We start from the raw sequence: 19,571 nt of genomic DNA, 5'->3' as shown, positions 1-19,571 counted from the left end.
GCGTTCGGCATCCATGGCTCCACTCCATCAGATCGGAGAGTGGATGCCTTGGCCTTGACGCCGCGGCATCCTCGCGCCGAGCCGCCCGAGCCGCTCCCCTTCCCTGTCGCCGCACCGCGCCCGCCCCACCCGCCCGCAAACGCCCGTTGCCCTTGGGCGCGAAGCGTAGGCTGGACGCGTGGCGGAATCCCGGGGGCGCGTGTGGACCGGGGTCATCCGCGTGGGGCCGCACCGCGGGGATCACCGCGTGGCCGTCCGCGCCGTGCTGAGCGTCGGCATCCCGCTCCTCGTGCTCCTGGCACTCGGCCGGCTCGATCTCAGCGTGTACGCGAGCTTCGGGGCCTTCGCCGCGCTCTACGGGCGCACCGACCTTCCCCGCACCCGCGTGCGCATGCAGGCCGTAGCGGGTTCGGTCCTCGTGTCGTGCATGCTCGTCGGCACCGCCCTGTCCGCGCTCGCGACCCCGGCGATCGCCAGCGTCGCGGTCGTCGCCCTGCTCGCCGCGGTCGTCACCCTCTTCGCGTACCGGGCCCAGTGGCATCCGCCCGGCGCTCTCTTCGCGGTCTTCGCCGCGGGAGCCACCGCGAGCTTCCCGGCCACCGGTGCGACGTTCCTGACCGTGCTCCTGGTCGGTGGCGCGAGCGTGCTGTGGAGCCTGCTCGTGACGACCGTCTTCGTGCTCGCGCGCCGCGGGTCGTGGCGGCGCCCGGCCCGCACACGCCCCCCGATCGGCTCGGTCGCGTGGGAGATGACGGCCACCGTCGGTGTCGCCGCGCTCCTCGCGGGTATCGCCGGGGTCTTGCTCATCGGCACGCACTGGTACTGGGCGATGGTGGGCGCCGTCGCCGCCGTCGGCGGCGCACACGTCACCGCGCGACTCATCCGCGGCGTCCAGCGGCTCGTCGGAACGCTGCTGGGTGTCGCTATCGCCGCGGGGCTGCTCGCCCTCGACCTGCCCCCGTGGGTCGTGCTGCTGGTCGCGGTGGCCCTGCAGGCGGGGGCCGAGCTGTTCGTCGGGCGCAATTACGGCATCGCGATGCTGTTCATCACCCCGCTCGCCCTGCTGATGGTGTCGCTCGCCTCGCCCGTCGCCCCCGAGATGCTGCTGCGCGACCGCGTGATCGAGACGGTCATCGGCGTCGCGGTCGGAACCCTGGTCGCCATCGTGTCGGCGGGCCTGCGCCGCCGATCCGCGAGAAGCTGAGCGCACCATGGACACCGCACGCCAGCGCCACCTCTCGACCGACGCCGCCGAACGCATCAGCGCCGGGTGCTACGGCGCGCTGGTCTCGGCATCCACTCTCATCGGCCTCGGGGATGCCGACCTGAGCGACGTGATCCTCGTGGTCGCGCTCACGAACGTCGTCTACTTCTTCACACACGTCTTCGCCTACACGCTCGGCGACACCTCGCCCGATCGCCCCTCGAGGATCTTCCGACACCACCTGCGCGTGAGCGCTCCGATGGTGTCGGTGACGTTCCTGCCGCTGCTCGTGGTCGTCGTGCTCGTCGCGTTCGGGGTGTCGCTGCCGACCGCGCTGCTCTGGGGCGTCGGCGTCGCGATGGCGTACCTCGTGGTCGTCGCCACGGCCGGGGCGCGCCTTCGCGGGTACTCCCCGCTGGTCGTCGTGGTGACGGCCGTGGGCGCGGCGCTGGTGTCGGCGTTGCTCATCGTCGCGAAGCTGTTGCTGCACTGATCGGAAGGCTCCTCATCTCTCCTCGACTCACCGTGGTCGGCGCCATCAACGTCGACCTCACCGCCCGCGTCCTCCGCTCCCCCGGCCCGGGCGAGACCGTCGCCGACGGCGTCCTCGACCGCGGCCCCGGCGGCAAGGGCGCCAACCAGGCGGTCGCCGCGGCCCGCCTCGGCGCCGACGTGCGTCTCGTGGGCGCCGTGGGAGACGACGCCGAGGGGCGTGGCATCCGGGACCGCTTCGCCGCGATCGGGGTCGACGCCTCGGGCGTGCAGACCACGGATGCCGCGACCGGAACCGCCCTGATCGTCGTCGACGCGACGGGCGAGAACTCGATCGTCGTGTGCGCGGGCGCGAATGCCGCGATCGATGCGGACGCGCTCGGCATCGAGCCCGGCGCCGCGGTGCTGCTGCAGTTGGAGGTGTCGGATGCCGTCGTCTCGGCCGCCGCGCGCGCTGCGGGCTTCCTCGCGGTGAACGCCGCACCCGCCCGGCCGCTGCCGGCCGACGTGCTCGAGCGGTGCGACCTCGTGATCGTCAACGAGAACGAGTACGCCCAGCTGCCCGAGGTGCACGACGCTCCCCTGCTCTGCCTCACGCTCGGCGCCGAGGGCGCACGCCTGTACCGCCACGGTGAACTCGTGGCCTCGGCCGCGGGGGTTCCCACCACCGTCCGCAACACGGTCGGCGCGGGAGATGCGTTCTGCGCGGCGCTCGTCGTCGGGCTCCTCCGGGGCGACGCAGAAGCAGTCGCGCTGGCCCGCGCCTGCGCCGTCGGATCGGCCGCCGTCGCCGACGACGCCTCGCAACCGGCGCTCGACGCCCTCGACACGTACGGAGTCCCCGCGTGAACCGCCGGCCGATCCTCGTCGACTGCGACACCGGCATCGACGACGCTCTCGCCCTCGCCTACCTGCTGGCCGAGCCTTCCGTCGAGGTCGTCGGAGTCACGACGGTTTCCGGGAACACGGATGCCGCCCGCGCGGCCGCCAACACCCTGTCGCTGTTCGAGCTCGCCGGCGAGGACGACATCCCGGTCGCGACCGGCGCCCACGACTTCCGCGGTCGCGCCTACGCGGGCGGCGCCCCGCACGTGCACGGCGACGACGGGCTCGGCGGCATCGCCCTGACCGCGTCGGCCCGCGCGCACGATGCCCGCGGGGCGGTCCAGCTGATCGACCACCTGGCGGCGCGGCATCCGGATCTCACCGTCCTCGCCCTGGGTCCCCTGACGAATCTCGCGGCATACGCCGAGGCACCGGGCGTCGCCCGATTCGATCGGCTCGTCGTCATGGGCGGCGCTTTCGCCCACTCGGGCAACGTCACCGCATGGGCCGAGGCGAACATCCACAACGACCCCGAGGCCGCGGCTCTCGTCTTCGCGCAGGAGTGGGACACCACGCTCGTGCCCCTCGACGTCACGATGACCCAGACCCTGGATGCCGCCGACCTCGTGCGTCTCGAAGCGATTCCGGGAGCCGTGCCGCAGGCGCTGGCGCGCATGCTGCCGCACTACCTCGACTTCTACGCCGGGATCTTCCCCGACCGGCGCTGCGCGCTGCACGACCCGCTGGCCGCGATGGTGGCGGCGGGTGTGCTGCGCGGGGTCAGCGTCGCGTCGGGCCAGGTCGAGGTGCGGCTCGAGCGCGGCGAACGCGGACGCACGGTGTCTTCGCGCGGGTCGTCGACGCAGCGGTGGGTGCGCGGCATGGAGGGCTCGGCGGCTGAGGTGCTGCTCGAAACGCTCGAGGCACGGGAGTGGCCGGCCTGAGGCTGCGCTCTAGCTGCGGCGGCGGCTCTTCAGCCACGCCGTGAACCGCGACGTGTGACGGTCGGTGAACTCGTTCGCGAGCTGGAAGGCCTCGTCGCCGATGTTCGCGCCGGCGGTGATGGCCTCGATCGAGCGCAGGGCGCGCTGCTCTTGCTCGTCGCGCTCGTCGTGATCGGCCATGGTGTCCAGGGTACGGGCGTAGGTGGACAGGGGCGCCTGTTCTCGCGCCGGAACGACGAAGCCCGCCCTCGCGCATCGCGGGGCGGGCTTCGTGTGATGCTTTGGAACTCAGAAGTCCCAGTCGTCGTCCTCGGTCGCCTCGGCCTTGCCGATGACGTACGACGAGCCTGAGCCACTGAAGAAGTCGTGGTTCTCGTCGGCGTTCGGCGACAGGGCCGAGAGGATCGCGGGGTTCACGTTCGTGACCGACGCGGGGAACATCGCCTCGTAGCCGAGGTTCATCAGCGCCTTGTTCGCGTTGTAGTGAAGGAACTTCTTCACGTCTTCGCTCAGGCCGACCGAGTCGTACAGGCTCTGCGTGTAGCCCACCTCGTTGTCGTAGAGCTCGTACATCAGTGAGAACGTGTAGTCCTTGATGTCGTCGCGACGGGCCTGGTCGACCGTCTCGAGTCCGCGCTGGAACTTGTAGCCGATGTAGTACCCGTGCACGGCCTCGTCGCGGATGATGAGGCGGATCAGGTCGGCCGTGTTGGTGAGCTTGGCGCGGCTCGACCAGTGCATGGGCAGGTAGAAGCCCGAGTAGAACAGGAACGACTCGAGCAGGGTCGAGGCGACCTTGCGCTTGAGCGGGTCATCGCCACGGTAGTAGTCCATGACGATGCGCGCCTTCTTCTGAAGGAACTCGTTCTCGGTCGACCAGCGGAACGCCTCGTCGATCTCCTTCGTCGAGCACAGCGTCGAGAAGATCGACGAGTAGCTCTTGGCGTGCACCGACTCCATGAACGCGATGTTCGTGTAGACGGCCTCTTCGTGCGGGGTGATCGCGTCGGGGATGAGCGAGACCGCGCCCACCGTGCCCTGGATCGTGTCGAGGAGCGTGAGCCCCGTGAACACGCGCATCGTGAGCGTCTGCTCCTCGGGGGTGAGCGTGTTCCACGACTGGATGTCGTTCGACAGCGGCACCTTCTCGGGCAGCCAGAAGTTGTTGACCAGACGGTTCCAGACCTCGAGGTCCTTGTCGTCCTGGATGCGGTTCCAGTTGATGGCCTGCACGTGGTTCAGCAACTGCAGCTTCTCAGCCATGTCGTTCCTGTGTCCTTGATCGATGGGTGGTCAGCGGCTCAGAGCATGCACGAGACGCACTCGGTCATGTCGGTGCCCTCGAGCGCCAGCTGACGCAGACGGATGTAGTAGATGGTCTTGATGCCCTTGCGCCACGCGTAGATCTGCGCCTTGTTGATGTCGCGGGTGGTGACGGTGTCCTTGAAGAACAGCGTCAGCGACAGGCCCTGGTCGACGTGCTGCGTGGCGGCGGCGTACGTGTCGATGACCTTCTCATAGCCGATCTCGTAGGCGTCCTGGTAGTACTCCAGGTTCTCGTTCGTCATGAACGGAGCCGGGTAGTAGACGCGACCGAGCTTGCCTTCCTTGCGGATCTCGATCTTCGAGGCGATCGGGTGGATCGAGCTCGTGGAGTTGTTGATGTACGAGATCGAACCGGTCGGGGGCACCGCCTGAAGGTTCTGGTTGTAGATGCCGTGCGCCTGCACCGAGGCCTTCAGCTCGCGCCAGTCGTCCTGCGTGGGGATCTGGACGTTCGCGAAGAGCTCCTTGGCCTTGGCCGTCTGCGGCTCCCACACCTGGTCGGTGTACTTGTCGAAGAACTCGCCCGAGGCGTAGGTGGAGTTCTCGAAGCCGTCGAAGGCCGTGCCACGCTCGATCGCGAGGCGGTTCGAGGCGCGCAGGGCGTGGAACAGCACCGTATAGAAGTAGATGTTCGTGAAGTCGATGCCCTCGTCGGAGCCGTAGTAGACGTGCTCCCGAGCGAGGTACCCGTGCAGGTTCATCTGGCCCAGGCCGATGGCGTGCGAACGGTCGTTGCCGTCTTCGATCGAGCGCACCGAGGCGATGTGGCTCTGCACGCTCACCGCGGTAAGAGCGCGGATCGCGGTCTCGACCGTGAGGCCGAGGTCGCCACCGTCCATCGCGAGGGCGATGTTCATCGAACCGAGGTTGCAGGAGATGTCCTTGCCGATGGTGTCGTACGAGAGGTCTTCGTTGTACGTGGTCGGCGTGTTGACCTGCAGGATCTCCGAGCACAGGTTCGACATGTTGATGCGGCCGGCGATCGGGTTGGCCTTGTTCACCGTGTCCTCGAACATGATGTACGGGTAGCCCGACTCGAACTGGATCTCGGCGAGGGTCTGGAAGAACTCGCGCGCGTTGATCTTCGTCTTCTTGATGCGCGGGTCGTCGACCATCTCGCGGTACTTCTCGGTGACCGAGATGTCGCCGAACGGCTTGCCGTAGACCTTCTCGACGTCGTACGGCGAGAAGAGGTACATGTCCTCGCCGTTCTTGGCCAGCTCGAACGTGACGTCGGGGATGACGACGCCCAGCGACAGCGTCTTGATGCGGATCTTCTCGTCGGCGTTCTCGCGCTTGGTGTCGAGGAAGCGCAGGATGTCGGGGTGGTGGGCGTTGAGGTACACGGCACCGGCGCCCTGACGCGCACCGAGCTGGTTGGCGTAGCTGAAGCTGTCTTCGAGCAGCTTCATGACGGGGATGATGCCCGACGACTGGTTCTCGATCTGCTTGATCGGCGCACCCGCCTCGCGGATGTTCGACAGCAGCAGGGCGACGCCGCCGCCGCGCTTCGACAGCTGCAGAGCGGAGTTGATGCCGCGGGCGATCGACTCCATGTTGTCTTCGATACGCAGCAGGAAGCAGGACACGAGCTCGCCGCGCTGCGCCTTGCCGGCGTTGAGGAAGGTGGGTGTGGCGGGCTGGAAACGACCGGAGATGATCTCGTCGACCAGCTGCACGGCGAGACGCTGGTCGCCGTCGGCGAGAGCGAGGGCGGTCATGACGACGCGGTCCTCGAAGCGCTCGAGGTAGCGCTTGCCGTCGAAGGTCTTGAGCGTATAGCTCGTGTAGTACTTGAAGGCCCCGAGGAAGGTTTCGAAACGGAACTTCGCGCCGTAGGCGCGGTCATTGAGCTCCTGGATGAACTCCATCGAGTACTTCGCGAGCACGGTGGGCTCGTAGTACTCCTTCTCGACGAGGTAGTCGAGGCGCTCCTTGAGCGAGTGGAAGAACACGGTGTTCTGGTTCACGTGCTGCAGGAAGTACTCGCGGGCAGCGCGCTTGTCGGCGTCGAACTGGATCTTGCCGTCGGCGTCGTACAGATTCAGCATCGCGTTGAGGGCGTGGTAGTCCAGGCCCTCGAATCGCGCCTCGGTCTTGAAGTCCACGTCGGTCAGCTCAACTTCCACCATCGTTCCAATCCCTCGTTGACCCGCTCGACATCGTCGGGGGTGCCGAAAACTTCCAGCCGGTACAGGTGCGGCACCCCGCATTTGCGCGCGATGATGTCGCCGGCGAGGCAGAATGCGTCGCCGAAGTTCGTGTTCCCCGCGGCGATCACGCCGCGGATGTTGCGTCGGTTCCGCTCCTCGTTGAGGAACCGGATGACTTGCTTGGGGACCGCGCCCTTCTCGACGCCCCGGCCGGCACCCCCACCGTAAGTGGGGGTGACCAGCACGAAGGGTTCGTCGACGTGAAGGGGCGGGTCGGTCGGCCGGAGCGGAATGCGCACGGCCCGCTTGCCGAGCTTCTCGATGAAACGTGCGGTGTTGCCCGACACGCTCGAGAAGTAGACCAGCAGCGGAGCCTCGGTCGCCGACAAGACAGTGCTCATGACGGAGGTCTGAGAGCCTGTCGCCGGATCAGGCGAGGCGCGAAGCGAGCTCGTCGATCTTGTCGGGACGGAAGCCCGACCAGTGGTCCTCGTCGGTGATGACGACGGGCGCCTGAAGGTACCCGAGCGACTTGACCTGCTCGAGGGCCGACGGGTCTTCGGACAGGTCGAGCACGTTGTACTCGATGCCCTTCGAGTCGAGTGCGCGGTAGGTCGCGGTGCACTGGACGCAGGACGGCTTGGTGTAGACCGTGATTGCCATGTCGTACTCTCTCTCCCCTGGAAAATCTGTGTCCGGGCGGGCAGGGCCAGCCGGGACCTCAATACTACATATGGGGACGGACATCGGAAGGCACCACAAGGGGTAGTAGTTACATCAGTGTGATTTTCCACCGTCTCTCCCCATGTACAACACAGGTTGTCCACGATTTCATCCACAGATCGACCCCCTTCCTGATCGCTGTTAACAGCCGCGATTCCGCGGTTCTCGCGGCGCCGGTCGACGTCTGTCCACAGTTCGGACGGTAGACGGGGGTTCCGACATTGCACAGAGGGGCGAAATCGTCGATGGGCGTGTCGCGGCGTGTCGCGCCGACCCGGTCGGCGGACGCCTCGGCGCATGTCAGAGGTCGGCTGTAGCGTTATGCGGTGGCCGGCTACCGCGAACTCCTCAGAACCCCTGGCGTGGGGCGCATCATCGCCGCGCAGTTGACCGCGCGGTTCCCCAACGGAATGACCAGCCTCGCCGTGCTGCTGCACATCGAGCACGTCACCGGGTCGTACGGAGCGGCGGGCCTGGTGCTGGCGGCCACGAGCATCGGCCAGGCCGTCGCCGGCCCGGTCACGAGTCGATGGATGGGCATCTGGGGCATGCGGCGCGTGCTCACGGTCACCCTCCTCGTATGCGCGGCGGCGATCGCGACGCTCGCGCTGATCGAGATGCCGCTCCCCCTCTACATGGTGCTCGGCCTGATCGCCGGGCTCTCCACCCCGCCCGTGCAGTCGGCCGTGCGCACCATCTACCCCAAGATGGTCAACGCCAAGCGGCTCACCCCGCTGTACTCGCTCGACGCGTCGCTGCAAGAGATCATCTGGGTGCTCGCCCCCGTGCTCATCACCCTGGTCGCCACGCAGATCGGCACCGTCCCGGGGCTCCTCCTCGTCGTGATCATCCTGCTCGGCGGCGGGGCGTGGTTCATCCTGAGCCCCGAGGTCGGGCGCGTGCGCATCCCCCGCAGTAGACGCAGCCTCGGTCGGGTTCTGACGAAACCGCCGGTCATCCTCGCCACGGCGACCGGGTTCCTCCTCATCGGCGCCTGCTCCGCCGTCGAGGCGGGCGTCGTCGCCACCTTCGACCACGGCGGCCTCGAGGCCGGCCTCATCCTCGCCGTCTTCGCCGTCGGCAGCCTCGCCGGCGGCCTGTCGTTCGGCCACATCCCCATCGGCCCCTGGGCGATGGCCCGGCGCTTCGCCATCGTGGCCCTCGGCCTGACGCTCACCGTCTTCTCTCTCAACGCGTGGTGGATCGGCGCGACCCTCCTCGTCGCCGGCGCAGGGATTGCGCCGGCCCTCGCGGTGATGTTCGCGATGACCTCGGCGAGCGTGCGCTTCAGCGAGACGGCGGAGGCCTACGGCTGGATCGGCACGGGCCAGCTGATCGGCGCGGCCGCCGGCTCCGCGGTCGCGGGCTTCCTCGTCGACGGCGTCGGTCCGACCGGTGCGTACCTCGCCGCGGCGGGCTTCGCCGTGCTCGGGTTCGTCGTCGCCGCGGTTTTCGTGCGCGGCTTCCCCGATCTCCGCCACCGCGACGCGAGCCCGATTCCCGACACAGAGCCGGTCCACACCATCACCTGAACGGATGCCGGGGTGCCCGGCATCCCTCGTCCGAACCGCCGGATGCGCGGGTCAGTGCGTGCGCCGCAGAAGCTCCAGGACCGCGAGCGCGTAGGCGTCGGCGGGGGCCGGGTGGTCGAACACCAGCGTGGATCCGCCGATCGAGATCTCGACCTCGAACGTGTCGGACAGCCGGCGCAGCGACCGGAAGGTCGAGCGCAGCATCTCGCGCAGCTGCGACTCCGAGGGCAGCCACAGCGCATCCTCGGTGGCGACCGAGTCGAGCGCCCACTCGGTCGTGCCGTTGAAGGCGAGGATCCGCCCGGTGGGGTACTCGCGCGGCTCCACCGTCATGTCGCTGACGGTGAAGACGTCGGCCTCGAACTCCGGCTCGTCGAGCTGGAAGCGGTCGCCGGATCGCGGATGCCACACCAATCCCGCCTCCCGCAGAGCCTGGGCCATCTCGGTCGAGATCATGGCATCCATTCTGGGGGCGTTCTGTGACGCGCGGCGCGGCGGGGTGCACACCGTCGGAGCAAGATGGATGCCATGCCCACACCCCTGACCCTCCCCCGCCTGTCGTGGGGCGACCCTCGCGGCCCGCAGGCGTTGCTCGCCCACGGACTCGGCTCGGACGGCGCCCTCATGTGGCGGTACGGCGTCGCGCTGGCCGATGCGGGGTGGCACGCCGTCGCCGTCGACCTCCGCGGCCACGGCGATGCTCCGCGCGCCCTCGAGTACGGCCTGTCGGCGTACGCCGCCGATCTGCTCGGGACCGCGCCCGGGGGTGGCGGGACGTGGGACGCCGTCGTCGGGCACTCGCTCGGCGGAGCGGCCTCGACGCTCGCGGCGGCGGAGAACCCCGCATGGACGCGGCGCCTCGTGCTCATCGACCCGGCGATCACCCTGTCGGCGGGCGACCGCGAGATCGTCCGCGCGAGTCAGGAACAGTCCTTCGCCGACCCGAGCATCGACGCCGTGCGCGCGGCGCACCCCGACTGGCATCCGATCGACGTCGAGTTGAAGGCGCGGGCCACGCAGCGGGCGAGCCGCTGGGCCGTCGAGCAGACGAGCCTGCAGAACCCCGAGTGGGACGTGCGATCCGCCGCGGCCTCCCTCACGGTGCCGACGCACGTGGTCGGCGCCGACCCGGCGGTGCACTCGATCTTCACGGGCGAGCTCGCGGCCGAGGTGTTGCGCAACCCGGTCGTGACGATGAGCGTGGTCCCGGGCGCGGGGCACTCCCCCCATCGAGACCGACCCGAGGCGGCGGTCGCGGCCGTCCTCGACGCCCTGCGCTGATCGGCGCGTACCCGTTTCGCGGGGCGGTGCCACCCCCGCCCGCAATGTCGGAGGTGCCGAGCAGAATGGATGCCATGACCTCGTTCGATCCGGCTCGGTACCTGCCCGACGACCTGCTCGCGCGCATCCGCGAGCGCGCCGCCGTGCACGACCGCGAGAACACCTTCCCGCACGACGACCTCGACGAGCTGCGGGCGGCCGGGTATCTCGGCACCCTGGTGCCCTCCGAGCTCGGCGGCGCGGGACTGAGTCTCGCCGAGGCGTCGGTGCTGCAGCAGCGTCTGGCGGGCGCGGCTCCAGCGACGGCCCTGGCCGTGAACATGCACCTCGTCTGGACGGGCGTCGCCAAGGTCTTGAGCGACCGCGGGATGAACGATCTCGAGCACGTCCAGCGGGGCGCGGCGGCGGGCGAGGTCTTCGCGTTCGGCATCAGCGAGGCCGGCAACGACCTGGTGCTCTTCGGCAGCGACACCGAGGCGCGCCCCGACGGCCAGGGCGGCTACACGTTCACGGGTACGAAGATCTTCACGTCCCTCTCGCCGGTGTGGGACCACCTCGGCGTGCACGGGCTCGACGAGACCTCGCCCGACGGCCCCAAGATGGTGTTCGCCTTCCTCGACCGCAGCGACGACGTCGTCGCCCACGACGACTGGGACACCCTGGGCATGCGGGGCACGCAGAGCCGCACGACCGACCTGCGCGGGGCCCACGCTCCCGCCGACCGCGTCGTGCGACGCATCGACCCCGGCCCGCAGCCCGACCCGCTCGTGTTCGGCATCTTCGCGGTCTTCGAGATCCTGCTGGCGTCGGTGTACACCGGCATTGCGCGGCGCGCGCTCGACCTCGCCGTCGAGGCCGCGACCTCGCGCCGGTCGAAGAAGACCGGGACGACGTACTCGAACGATCCCGACATCCGCTGGCGCATCGCCGACATGGCGCTCGCCTACGACGCGCTTCCCCCGCAGCTGGCGGCTCTCGCCTCCGACGTCGACTCCCTCGCCGACCACGGCGGGCGCTGGTTCAGCCTGCTGTCGGGGGTGAAGTACCGCGCGGTCGCGATGGCGAAAGCCGTCGTCGACGACGCCATCCTCGTGGGCGGCGGCTCGGCGTACTTCTCGCGCAACGAGTTGAGCCGCTTGTACCGCGACGTGCTGGCCGGCATGTTTCACCCCTCCGACTCCGAGTCGGCGCACTCGACCGCCGCGGCCGCCTGGCTCGGACCGGTGACCGACTGATGGCGCGCACGCCGACCTCGGCGCTGAGTCCCGCCGATCAGGAGCGTCGTCGCGCCCTGCGCGTGATGAAGGGCGTCGCGCTCGGCGCGCTGATCGCCATGGCCGTGGTCTTCGCGATCTCGTTCGCCCTGCAGCGCGAGGTGGAGTGGCTGCAGTACGTCCGCGCGGCCGCCGAGGGCGGAATGGTCGGCGCCCTCGCCGACTGGTTCGCCGTCACCGCGCTGTTCCGCCACCCGCTCGGGCTCCCCATCCCGCACACCGCGATCATCCCGCGTCGCAAGGACGAGATCGGCCGGCAGCTGGGCGAATTCGTCGAGACGAACTTCCTCGAGGGCGATGTCGTGCGTACCAAGCTCGAGTCGACCCCGCTGTCGGCGCGCGCGGGCGCCTGGCTCGCCGACCCCGCACACGCCGATCGCGTCGCCGCCGAGGGGGCGACGCTCGCGTCGAGCATCCTCACCGCTCTCAGCGACGACGACGTGCAGGGCCTCATCGAAGACCTCGCGCGCGAGCACCTCCTCGCCCCCGACTGGGGTCCCTCGATCGGTGGCTGGCTCGAACGCGTCGTCGGCTCGGGCGCCCATCACGGTGCGGTCGACCTCGCCCTCGACAACATCGCCGTGTGGCTCGGCAACAACCGCGACACGTTCCAGGGCCTGGTTTCGCGGCGCCTGCCCTCGTGGGTTCCCGGCATGGCGGCCCGCCTCGTCGACGACACCGTCTACCGCGAGGCCGTGCAGTTCGTCGATGCCGTGCGCGCCGACCCGAACCACCAGGCCCGCGGGGCGATCGACGGCTACCTGGGCCGTCTCGCCGACAGCCTGCAGCACGACCCCGCCACCATGATGCGCCTCGAAGAGGCGAAGGCGGCCGTCTTCGACAGCCCGCGCGTCCGCCAGTTGGCGGCCGACGCCTGGAACACCGCCAAGGCCGGGCTGCTCCGATCGCTCGCCGACCCCGAGAGCGCGCTGCGCCGACGCGCCTCTGCGACCCTCGCCGAGGTGGGCGGGCGCCTGCAGCGAGACGAGGTCCTGCAGAAGCGCGTCGACGGCTGGGTCACCGACGCCGCGGTGTTCGTCGTGGGGCGCTACCGTCACGACATCGCCTCGATCATCACCGACACCGTCGAACGGTGGGATGCCGAAGAAACCACCGAGAAGATCGAGCTCATGGTCGGCCGCGACCTGCAGTACATCCGCCTGAACGGCACGATCGTCGGCGCTCTCGCGGGCCTCGTCATCTTCACCGTCGCCCATCTGGTCTGGGGATCATGACGGTTCGCGCACTTCCTGGCCGGAACCTCGCACGTCGTGCCGCCCCGCGCCTCCGGCACGTGAGTAGCCTGGTGCGCGTGACAGTCGGTTCGGGCACCGAGGCCCTTTTCAGCTACGCCAAGCTGCAGCTTGCCGAGGTTCAGCTCGACACCTTCGGTCACCGCGTCGACGGAACCGAAGACGTCTTGGCCGGGTACCGCCTCGAGTGGATCGACGCCGCCGACGAACGCGTCGCACATCTCTCGGGCCACGACCGCTACCCGATGCTCCGACGCACCGACGACCCGAACGACCGCGTGTTCGGCCGCGTGCTGCACCTTACTCCCGAAGAGATCGACGCCGCCGACGAGTACGAGGTGTCGCTGTACCGGCGCGCCTCCGTGCTGCTCGCCAGCGGCATCCGCGCCTGGGTGTACGTGGCCGCATGAGCGCCCTGTCCGTCGATCCCCTCTGGCCGCGCGCCGGAGACTGGCCCGCGCCCGACGCGACGACGATCCCGGATGCCGTTCTGCTCGGCGTCCCCGCCTGGCGCACGTCCCTGTCACCGACGGGGGCGGGTGAGACCCCCGCCGCCGTGCGCGACGCGCTCCGCCGCTACTCCCCGACCCTGCTCGGTCCTCCGCCGCTCGATCTGAACGCGGCGCTGCGCATCGTCGACGCCGGCGACGTCGACGAGCCCGACGGCCGCGAGGGGGAGGCACGCGTGCGCGCGTCCGTCGAGAACCTGTCCGCCGCCGGACTCGTCATCGCCCTCGGCGGCGACAACTCCGCGACCTACGCGGTCGCGCAGGGCCGCGGAGCGCGGGGGCTCATCACCCTCGACGCGCACTTCGACCTGCGCGACGGCGAGTCGAACGGCTCCCCCGTGCGCCGGTTGATCGCCGACGGTCTCGACCCGCGCCGCATCGTCCAGATCGGCATCGCCGACTTCGCCAACTCCGCCGCGTACGCGCAGCGCGCTCTCGACGCCGGCATCACGGTCATCACTCTCGACGAGGTCCGCCGACGCGGCATCGACGACGTCGTGGCTGAGGCCCTGCGGGTGGCGGGAGGAGCATCTCTCGACGCCATCAGCGACGGGCCCCGCCCCGACCCCGCGGGCACCCCGCCCGCCGGCATCCACCTCGATATCGACGTCGATGTGTGCGACCGCTCGGTCGCCCCCGGCTGCCCCGCGAGCGTTCCGGGCGGACTCGCCGCGTGGGAGCTCCGGGGCCTCGTGCGCGGTCTTGCCCGCGACTCCGGCGTGATCAGCGCCGACATCGTCGAAGTGGATGCCACGGCAGACGCCCCCGACGCCCGCACCGTGCGACTGGCCGCGCTGTGCGTACTCGAGCTCCTGGCAGGATTGGCGGAAAGACGATGATCCAACTCGTTCTCGCGCGGCACGCGAAATCGGACTGGGCCGATGAGGGCGTCGACGACCACGACCGCCCCCTGAACGACCGCGGCCGGCGCGACGCCCCGGCCATGGCGCGGACCGTGGTGCGCAAGGGCGTTCGCCCCGAGGTCATCCTCTCCAGCACCGCGCTGCGCGCCCGGCAGACCGCCGACGCGTTCGCGCGGGCGTTCGATGCCGAGATCACCGAGCAGGCCGAGCTCTATCTCGCCGAGCCCGCCCAGCTGCTCGCCGCGGCGCGCGCCGCCGGGGTGGACGAGGTCATGGTCGTCGCCCACGACCCGGGCATGAGCGCGCTCGTGTCGCGCCTCGCCGATCGCGACGAGCGGATGGTGACGTGCGCCGTGGCGATCTTCACGTGGCACGAGGGCACGTGGGACGACGTCGACGCCACCCCGCCCGACGAGTTCGAGCTGCTCACGCCCTAGGCGCCCTCCCCCGGACAACGGCGACCCTCGGGTCGCCCTCCCTTGAGCCACGGCAGCCCCCGGGTCGCCCTCCCCGAACAACGGCAACCCTCGGGTCGCCGTCCCCCGAACCACAGCGACCCTCGGCTCGCTCGCGACGGCGGATCGTCAGCTCTCCACGCCGTCCTTCCACACGCGCCGCACGAGCGGCACCCCGGGCCGGTAGGCGAGGTGCACCCTCGAGGGGGCGTCGAGCAGCACGAGGTCGGCCCGCGCACCGGGCTCGATCACGCCGACGTCGGTGCGACGGAGAGCCCGCGCACCCCCGGCCGTGGCGGCCCAGACGGCCTCGGCCGGGGTCATCCCCATCTCGCGCACCGCGAGGGCGATCATCAGGGGCATGGAGCTCGTGAAGCTCGAGCCGGGGTTGCAGTCGCTCGCGAGCGCCACCGTGGCGCCCGCGTCGAGCAGGCGCCGCGCATCGGGGTAGGGCTGGCGGGTCGAGAACTCCACGCCCGGCAGCAGGGTCGCGACGGTGTCGGAGGCGGCGAGCGCGGCGACGTCGTCGTCCGACAGGAAGGTGCAGTGGTCGACCGCCGCCGCACCGAGGCTCACCGCCAGGGCCGCGCCGTCGCCGTACCCGAGCTGGTTCCCGTGCACCCGGATGCCGAGCCCCTGCGCCCGGCCCGCCTCGAGCACCCGCCGGCTCTGAGCGGGCGAGAACGCCCCGGTCTCGCAGAAGACGTCGACCCACCGCGCGTGGGGGGCGACCGCGTCGAGCATGGCGCCGACCACGAGGTCGACGTACTCGTCCGCTCGCCCGGCGAATTCGGGTGCGACGACGTGCGCGCCGAGGAACGTCACCTCGTCGGTCACCTCGGCCGCGAGCCGCGCGAGACGGGTCTCGGTGCCGACGTCGAGGCCGTACCCGGTCTTGATCTCGAGCGTCGTCGTCCCCTGCGCGCGACCCTCGGCGACCAGGGCACGCAACCGCTCGCGGAGGTCGTCGTCGGATGCCGCCCGGGTCGCCGCGACCGTGGTACGGATGCCACCCGCGGCATAGCGCTCTCCCGCCATGCGCGCGGCGAACTCCTCCGCGCGGTCGCCGCCGAACACGAGGTGCGTGTGGCTGTCGACGAAGCCGGGGATCACGGCGCGACCCCCGGCGTCGACCACCTCGATCTGCTCGCCGGCGCCGCGGGCGGCGGCATCCGGAATCTCCTCCCGGGGCCCCGCCCACGCCACGCGTCCGTCCCGGACGAGCACGGCCGCGTCGAGCACAGTCCCGCACGGGTCACCCTCGACGGCGACGTTGGTGGTGAGCTCGCCCACGTTCGTCAGCAGGAACGAGCCGCGACCGGTCAGCGCGGGAGCGCTCACCACATCGGCACCGTCAGGCCACGCTCCGCCGCGACCTCGCGCGCGCGGTCGTACCCGGCGTCCACATGGCGCATGACCCCGGTACCGGGGTCGTTGACGAGCACGCGGGCGAGCTTCTCGGCGGCGAGGGCGGTGCCGTCGGCGACGCACACCTGTCCCGCGTGGATGCTGCGGCCGATCCCGACTCCGCCGCCGTGGTGGATCGACACCCACGACGCTCCGCTCGCGGTGTTGAGCAGCGCGTTGAGCAGGGGCCAGTCGGCGATGGCGTCGGAGCCGTCGGCCATGGCCTCGGTCTCGCGGTAGGGCGAGGCGACGGATCCGGAGTCGAGGTGGTCGCGGCCGATGACGATGGGTCCCGATAGCTCGCCCGAGGCCACCATCTCGTTGAATTTCAGGCCGGCGAGGTGGCGCTCCTGGTAGCCGAGCCAGCAGATGCGCGCGGGGAGTCCCTCGACCTGCACCTGCTTCCCCGCCTTGTCGAGCCAGCGGTGCAGCGCCGCATCCTCGGGGAAGAGTTCGGCGACGGCCCGGTCGGTCTTGGCGATGTCTTCGGGGTCGCCCGAGAGCGCGACCCAGCGGAACGGCCCCTTGCCCTCGGCGAACAGCGGGCGGATGTACGCGGGGACGAATCCCGGGAACGCGAACGCGCGGTCGTACCCGCCGAGCTCCGCCTCGCGGCGGATCGAGTTTCCGTAGTCGAACACCGCCGCCCCGGCATCCTGGAACTCCACCATCGCCCTCACATGCGCCGCCATGCTCTCGCGCGAGCGGCGGGTGAACTCCTCGGGGTCGCGAGCGGCTTCGGCCTGCCACTGGTCGACCGAGACGCCGACCGGCAGATACGACAGCGGGTCATGCGCGCTGGTCTGGTCGGTGACGATGTCGATCCGGATGCCGCGGGCGAGCAGCTCCGGGAAGACCTCGGCCGCGTTGCCCTCGACGCCGACCGACAGCGCCTCACCCGTCTCGCGTGCGGCGCTCACCCGCTCGATCGCGGAGTCGAGGTCGGCGGCCACCTCGTCGAGGTACCCGTGGGCGACTCGGCGGTCGAGGTGCGTGCGGTCGACGTCGACGATGAGCACCGCTCCCCCGTTCATCGTGACGGCGAGGGGCTGCGCTCCGCCCATGCCTCCGCACCCGGCGGTGAGGGTGAGGGTGCCCGCGAGCGACTCGCGACCGAGCGAGCGGGCGACGGCCGCGAAGGTCTCGTACGTGCCCTGCAGAATGCCCTGCGTGCCGATGTAGATCCACGACCCGGCGGTCATCTGGCCGTACATCGTCAGGCCGAGCTCTTCGAGCTTGCGGAACTCGGGCCACGTCGCCCAGTCGCCCACGAGGTTCGAGTTGGCGATGAGTACGCGCGGCGCCCACTCGTGCGTGCGGAACACGCCGACCGGCTTGCCCGACTGCACGAGCAGCGTCTCGTCGGGTTCGAGTTCGTCGAGGGTGCGCACGATCGCGTCGTACGCCGCCCACGACCGCGCGGCCCTCCCCGTACCGCCGTAGACGACGAGGTCGTCGGGCCGCTCGGCGACCTCGGGGTCGAGGTTGTTCATGAGCATGCGCTTGGCGGCCTCGGCGCCCCAGCTCTTCGCGGTGCGCTCGGAGCCGCGGGCCGCGCGGATCGGAGAGCGGGGGGCGGATGCCGGGCCCCCGGCGGGCGATCCCGTCACGGCCTCGGTCACCGGGGCGGCGGCTTCGGGCGTCGTGTCGACCGGTGCCGCGCCGGTCGTGGTGGTGTCGGTCATGGCGGATCTCCTTCGATCGGGACGCGAGGTCAGGCGGTGGGGACGGGCGTGGAGAGCGTGTGGGCGGAGTCCGTCTGCGCGAGCGCGGCCCGGGCAACCGCGCCCGAGGCGACGAGGTCGGTGACGGCCTCGATCTCGGGCGAGACGAAGCGGTCGAGGCCGGGGCCTTCCACCCGCGTGCGGACGAGATCGCGCACGGCGCCGGTGGCCGCCGCGGGCTGAAGCGGAGCGCGGAGGTCGAGGGCACGGCATCCGGTCAGCACTTCGATCGCGAGCACGCGGGCGAGCCCGTCGATCGAGCGACGGAGCTTGCGGGCACCCGCCCAGCCCATCGAGACGTGGTCCTCCTGCATCGCGCTCGAGGGGATCGAGTCGACCGAGGCGGGGGCGGCGAGGCGCTTGAGCTCCGACACGATGCCGGCCGCGGCGTACTGCGCGATCATCAGGCCCGAGTCGACCCCCACCTCGTCGGCGAGGAACGGCGGGAGCCCGTTGCTCCGGGCGACGTCGAGAGCGCGGTCGGTGCGGCGCTCCGACATCGACGCCACGTCGGCGACGGCGATCGCGAGGAAGTCGAGCACGTACGCCACGGGCGCGCCGTGGAAGTTGCCGTTCGACTCCACGCGCCCGTCGACGGTGACGACGGGATTGTCGACGGCGGATGCCAACTCGCGGTCGGCGACCAGGGAGGCGTGCGTCGCCGTGTCGCGCGCGGCGCCGTGCACCTGGGGGGCGCAGCGCAGGGAGTAGGCATCCTGCACGCGCGTGCACTCGGGTCCGCGGTGGCTTGCGACGATCGGCGACCCGGCGAGGAACGCGCGGAGATTCGCCGCGGACGCCGCCTGGCCGAGCTGCGGCCGGAGCGCCATGAGGTCGGCCGCGAAAACGGCATCCGTCCCCAGCTGGGATTCGATCGAGATCGCGGCCGAGACGTCCGCCGTGGTGAGCAGCATCTCGAGGTCGTGCAGGGCGAGCAGCAGCATGCCGAGCATGCCGTCGGTGCCGTTGATGAGGGCGAGGCCCTCCTTCTCGCGCAGGGCGACCGGGGCGATCCCCGCGGCGGCGAGCGCGTCGGCGGCGGATCGCAGATCGCCGGCAGCGTCGCGCACCTCCCCCTCGCCCATCACCGCGAGGGCGACGTGCGACAGCGGCGCGAGATCGCCCGAGCAGCCGAGCGAGCCGTACTCGCGCACGACCGGGGTGATCCCGGCGTTCAGCAGGGCGGCGTAGATCTCGACGACGACCGGGCGCACGCCGGTGCGACCCGTGGCGAGGGTCTGCAGCCTCAGCAACATGAGGGCGCGCACGACCTCGCGCTCGACCTCGGAGCCGGTGCCCGCGGCGTGCGAGCGGATGAGGCTCGCCTGCAGCTGCGCGCGCCGATCCTCGGCGATGAAGGTCGTCGCGAGCGCCCCGAATCCGGTCGAGATGCCGTAGTGCGGCTGCGGGTCGTCGGCGAGCCCCTCGATCAGCGCGCGGGTGTCGGCCACCCGCTGCAGCGCGTCGGCGTCCACCGTCACCCGCGCGTCGTGCCGCGCGACGGCGACGACGTCCTGGGGGGTGAGGGGGTGGGATCCGACGGTGACGCTCTCGTTCATACGCCGATTCCATCGCGCGCACTGTCGCGGGACGACGGGGTTCTGGC

Annotated in this window: 20 protein-coding genes; 11 read left to right on the top strand and 9 right to left on the bottom strand. The window is 70.6% G+C overall.

Annotated features, from left to right (window positions below; genetic code table 11):
* Positions 1-178 precede the first annotated feature (178 nt).
* Genes F9B98_RS15165 through F9B98_RS15155 form a run of 4 tightly spaced genes read left to right on the top strand, consistent with a single transcriptional unit; the run spans position 179 to position 3,465 of the window.
* Positions 179-1,204, top strand: coding sequence for an FUSC family protein (locus F9B98_RS15165; protein WP_150958901.1), 1,026 nt, complete (start codon positions 179-181; stop codon positions 1,202-1,204).
* 7 nt (positions 1,205-1,211) lie between these two features.
* Complete coding sequence (locus F9B98_RS16025; RefSeq protein WP_191966904.1) at positions 1,212-1,697, top strand: hypothetical protein; 486 nt, start codon at positions 1,212-1,214, stop codon at positions 1,695-1,697.
* Positions 1,698-1,729: 32 nt separating this feature from the next.
* Entirely contained in the window at positions 1,730-2,545 is an 816-nt protein-coding gene (locus tag F9B98_RS15160) for a PfkB family carbohydrate kinase (protein ID WP_263641784.1), read from the top strand.
* The gene (locus F9B98_RS15155) at positions 2,542-3,465 is read left to right on the top strand and encodes a nucleoside hydrolase (protein ID WP_191966881.1); all 924 of its coding nucleotides are present in this window, start codon (positions 2,542-2,544) and stop codon (positions 3,463-3,465) included. The genes F9B98_RS15160 and F9B98_RS15155 overlap by 4 nt, the downstream gene beginning before the upstream one ends.
* Before the next feature lie 9 nt (positions 3,466-3,474).
* Here the strand turns inward: F9B98_RS15155 and F9B98_RS16020 are convergent, their stop codons facing one another.
* The 5 genes from F9B98_RS16020 to nrdH all read right to left on the bottom strand — a co-directional run bounded on the left by F9B98_RS16020 (position 3,475) and on the right by nrdH (position 7,607).
* A complete protein-coding gene (locus F9B98_RS16020) occupies positions 3,475-3,645 on the bottom strand; it encodes a hypothetical protein (protein WP_191966878.1) in 171 nt (56 codons plus the stop codon).
* A gap of 108 nt (positions 3,646-3,753) precedes the next feature.
* Entirely contained in the window at positions 3,754-4,728 is a 975-nt protein-coding gene (gene nrdF, locus F9B98_RS15150; RefSeq protein WP_074696716.1) for a class 1b ribonucleoside-diphosphate reductase subunit beta, read from the bottom strand.
* Positions 4,729-4,766: 38 nt separating this feature from the next.
* Positions 4,767-6,923 (bottom strand): class 1b ribonucleoside-diphosphate reductase subunit alpha, encoded by a 2,157-nt coding sequence (gene nrdE, locus F9B98_RS15145; RefSeq protein WP_150958897.1) that lies wholly within the window; start codon positions 6,921-6,923, stop codon positions 4,767-4,769.
* Complete coding sequence (nrdI, locus tag F9B98_RS15140) at positions 6,905-7,345, bottom strand: class Ib ribonucleoside-diphosphate reductase assembly flavoprotein NrdI (RefSeq protein ID WP_150958895.1); 441 nt, start codon at positions 7,343-7,345, stop codon at positions 6,905-6,907. The genes nrdE and nrdI overlap by 19 nt, the downstream gene beginning before the upstream one ends.
* Positions 7,346-7,373: 28 nt before the next feature.
* Complete coding sequence (gene nrdH, locus F9B98_RS15135) at positions 7,374-7,607, bottom strand: glutaredoxin-like protein NrdH (protein WP_055838040.1); 234 nt, start codon at positions 7,605-7,607, stop codon at positions 7,374-7,376.
* Positions 7,608-7,993: 386 nt separating this feature from the next.
* On the opposite strand from nrdH, the gene F9B98_RS15130 reads away from it, so the two are divergent.
* A complete protein-coding gene (locus F9B98_RS15130; protein WP_150958893.1) occupies positions 7,994-9,199 on the top strand; it encodes an MFS transporter in 1,206 nt (401 codons plus the stop codon).
* A gap of 51 nt (positions 9,200-9,250) precedes the next feature.
* Here the strand turns inward: F9B98_RS15130 and F9B98_RS15125 are convergent, their stop codons facing one another.
* Positions 9,251-9,655, bottom strand: coding sequence for a pilus assembly protein CpaE (locus F9B98_RS15125; protein WP_150958891.1), 405 nt, complete (start codon positions 9,653-9,655; stop codon positions 9,251-9,253).
* Positions 9,656-9,727: 72 nt separating this feature from the next.
* Between F9B98_RS15125 and F9B98_RS15120 the strand changes: the two genes are divergently transcribed.
* From F9B98_RS15120 to F9B98_RS15095, 6 genes are all read left to right on the top strand, one after another.
* A complete protein-coding gene (locus tag F9B98_RS15120) occupies positions 9,728-10,480 on the top strand; it encodes an alpha/beta fold hydrolase (RefSeq protein WP_150958889.1) in 753 nt (250 codons plus the stop codon).
* 74 nt (positions 10,481-10,554) lie between these two features.
* Entirely contained in the window at positions 10,555-11,715 is a 1,161-nt protein-coding gene (locus F9B98_RS15115; RefSeq protein ID WP_150958887.1) for an acyl-CoA dehydrogenase family protein, read from the top strand.
* Positions 11,715-12,989 (top strand): DUF445 domain-containing protein, encoded by a 1,275-nt coding sequence (locus F9B98_RS15110; RefSeq protein ID WP_150958885.1) that lies wholly within the window; start codon positions 11,715-11,717, stop codon positions 12,987-12,989. Before F9B98_RS15115 ends, F9B98_RS15110 begins: the two co-directional genes overlap by 1 nt.
* A 77-nt stretch (positions 12,990-13,066) precedes the next feature.
* Positions 13,067-13,417 (top strand): gamma-glutamylcyclotransferase family protein, encoded by a 351-nt coding sequence (locus F9B98_RS15105; RefSeq protein WP_225310374.1) that lies wholly within the window; start codon positions 13,067-13,069, stop codon positions 13,415-13,417.
* The gene (locus F9B98_RS15100) at positions 13,414-14,355 is read left to right on the top strand and encodes an arginase family protein (RefSeq protein ID WP_150958881.1); all 942 of its coding nucleotides are present in this window, start codon (positions 13,414-13,416) and stop codon (positions 14,353-14,355) included. The genes F9B98_RS15105 and F9B98_RS15100 overlap by 4 nt, the downstream gene beginning before the upstream one ends.
* On the top strand, positions 14,352-14,816 hold the full coding sequence (locus tag F9B98_RS15095) for a SixA phosphatase family protein (RefSeq protein ID WP_150958879.1): 465 nt from the start codon (positions 14,352-14,354) through the stop codon (positions 14,814-14,816). Before F9B98_RS15100 ends, F9B98_RS15095 begins: the two co-directional genes overlap by 4 nt.
* 147 nt (positions 14,817-14,963) lie before the next feature.
* Here the strand turns inward: F9B98_RS15095 and hutI are convergent, their stop codons facing one another.
* The 3 genes from hutI to hutH are packed head-to-tail and all read right to left on the bottom strand — an operon-like array spanning position 14,964 to position 19,524.
* Positions 14,964-16,178 carry an imidazolonepropionase gene (gene hutI / locus F9B98_RS15090; RefSeq protein WP_225310373.1) on the bottom strand — a complete coding sequence of 405 codons (1,215 nt, stop codon included), beginning with the start codon at positions 16,176-16,178 and terminating at the stop codon, positions 14,964-14,966.
* Positions 16,172-17,926 carry a urocanate hydratase gene (locus F9B98_RS15085; protein WP_150958877.1) on the bottom strand — a complete coding sequence of 585 codons (1,755 nt, stop codon included), beginning with the start codon at positions 17,924-17,926 and terminating at the stop codon, positions 16,172-16,174. The genes hutI and F9B98_RS15085 overlap by 7 nt, the downstream gene beginning before the upstream one ends.
* 29 nt (positions 17,927-17,955) lie before the next feature.
* Positions 17,956-19,524 carry a histidine ammonia-lyase gene (gene hutH, locus F9B98_RS15080; RefSeq protein ID WP_150958875.1) on the bottom strand — a complete coding sequence of 523 codons (1,569 nt, stop codon included), beginning with the start codon at positions 19,522-19,524 and terminating at the stop codon, positions 17,956-17,958.
* Between the last annotated feature and the right edge of the window lie 47 nt (positions 19,525-19,571).

The sequence above is a fragment of the Microbacterium testaceum StLB037 genome, from assembly GCF_008763945.1.
In the GTDB taxonomy this organism is placed as follows: Bacteria; Actinomycetota; Actinomycetes; order Actinomycetales; family Microbacteriaceae; genus Microbacterium; species Microbacterium testaceum_G.
The sequence above is the reverse complement of the archived record's forward strand: the minus strand, read 5'-3'. Positions and strand labels throughout refer to the sequence as shown.